This window comes from Mycobacterium sp. (assembly GCF_049280035.1).
Lineage (GTDB): Bacteria > Actinomycetota > Actinomycetes > Mycobacteriales > Mycobacteriaceae > Mycobacterium.
This window is the reverse complement of sequence record NZ_JBAPPI010000819.1, coordinates 1-1,708: the sequence shown is the minus strand read 5'-3', so window position 1 is coordinate 1,708 and position 1,708 is coordinate 1. Positions and strand designations below refer to the sequence as shown.

Here is a 1,708-nt window from a genome sequence, read left to right as displayed (position 1 = left end):
CTCACTGCCGCCGCGACCGCCTTCCCGCGGGTCGCTGTGGCTGATCCGTTAGGGCCGTGCGCTGGTTGTGCATCCAACGATTCCACCGAGGACTTCCCGATACCGCGGAGGATGATCGCGACGACCTGCACCGCTGAGCAGTTGCTGGCCGCCGCAAGGGATTTCGAGCCGGTGTATTACCAGCGGTACATGACTGATTACGACAATCACCCAAACGTTCAGCAGGCGACCCAAGACAAGGCGCACTGGTTTTACTCGTTGTCGCCGGCGGATCGCAGGGCTTATTCCGCAAACTTTTATGCACCGCAGATCAATCCGCTGAACTTGGCCTGGCCCAACCACATGAAGATCTTCTTCAACAACAAGGGCGTCGTGGCCAAGGAAACCGAGAACTGCCAGAATTACCCGGCCGGCGACATGTCGGTGTGGAACTGGTAGATCTCAACCCATCAGGCCGACGCAGGTCGCCGTGATCAACCGGGTCAGCGCGGACGTGAAATCGATGTTCCACTCCGGCGGCAAATCCGTTGCCTTTGCCTCCGCGTAGGCCTCGGCGAGCTTTTTCGGCGGATTAGCCACCTGCCACAACGGCGCCGCCAGGGAGTAAGCGGCAAGAATGACGTCGAATGCGCCCGCGCGTCCCAGGCCCGGTAACGCATGCTCGATCGCATCGGCGAGCGAGTTCACCGCAGCGCTGCTGATTTGCTTGACCTCGAGGACCCGGTCGATTTCCACCTCGTGTTCGAGGTGAAGATGCAGGTTCGCGAGTAGGTCGCAAAAGAGTGGGTCGGCCGCCAGACCATCGGCTAGCGCCTCGGCGACCCGCAATGGCGACATGGGACCGGGCTCGCGCAACTTCTCGCCCACGGTGTCGGACCACCGCACCCAGCCTTCGGCGGCCAGGTGCAGCAGCACCTCTTTGTGGGAGGTGAAGTAGCGGCGCACCGCGGAATAGTGCACGCCGGCCCGGCGGGCGACACCGGTCAAGGTCACCGACGCGACACCCGACTCCAGCGCCAGCGAGCGTGCGGCTTCCACCAGCGCTGCTGCGCGTTGGCGCTTCTTGTCCTCAGTACGGGCTCGCTGGAACGTAAGCTGCGGCACCGCGCGAGAATAACGCAGGTTGGCCGATTGCGGGTGGCCGTGGAACCCGGTAGCGTCCGTTTACGCACGTCCCATGCGTTAAATTCGTACACTTCTACAGTGCAGCGGATAGCCGTCGGAGGGAGGCAACAATCCGGGTCAATGGCATGGTTTACTCGTCAAGGTTTGGTGGTGCCTCCTCGCCGCCATCGCTCGGTGAATATCTTCGAGCAGGTGGGATATCGCAGACCAGGAAGACGGCAAACGGTGAAGGGGATTTCGATTTTCAGGGTTCTGCAGCGGTCGTGGATTCCGCTGGTGATTGTGATGGTCGTTGGCCTCGGGGGATTCACGGTGTGGCGGATTCACGGCATATTCGGCTCTGAAAAGCGGCCAGCGTATTCGGACAGCGCGAATAGCGATACTAAGCCGTTCAACCCCAAGCACTTGACCTACGAGGTTTTCGGTCCCCCTGGCACGGTGGCGGACATCAGCTACTTCGATGTCGACGCCGACCCGCGCCGCGTTGACAGCGCACACTTGCCCTGGACGTTGAACTTGACGACGACTTCGGCGGCAGTCATGGGAAACATTGTGGCCCAAGGGAATAGCAACAGCATCGGCT

Annotated in this window: 3 protein-coding genes; 2 read left to right on the top strand and 1 reads right to left on the bottom strand. The window is 61.3% G+C overall.

Features of this window, described 5'->3' with window-relative positions; all coding sequences use genetic code 11:
- The first annotated feature begins 36 nt into the window (after positions 1-36).
- Complete coding sequence (locus WAN71_RS26235; protein WP_422228123.1) at positions 37-438, top strand: DUF5078 domain-containing protein; 402 nt, start codon at positions 37-39, stop codon at positions 436-438.
- A gap of 3 nt (positions 439-441) precedes the next feature.
- Here the strand turns inward: WAN71_RS26235 and WAN71_RS26230 are convergent, their stop codons facing one another.
- Complete coding sequence (locus tag WAN71_RS26230; protein ID WP_422228122.1) at positions 442-1,122, bottom strand: TetR family transcriptional regulator; 681 nt, start codon at positions 1,120-1,122, stop codon at positions 442-444.
- 288 nt (positions 1,123-1,410) lie between these two features.
- Here WAN71_RS26230 and WAN71_RS26225 point away from each other — a divergent pair.
- Positions 1,411-1,708, top strand: a 298-nt coding sequence (locus tag WAN71_RS26225) for an MmpS family transport accessory protein (protein ID WP_422228121.1), incomplete at its 3' end; no start/stop codon positions are given.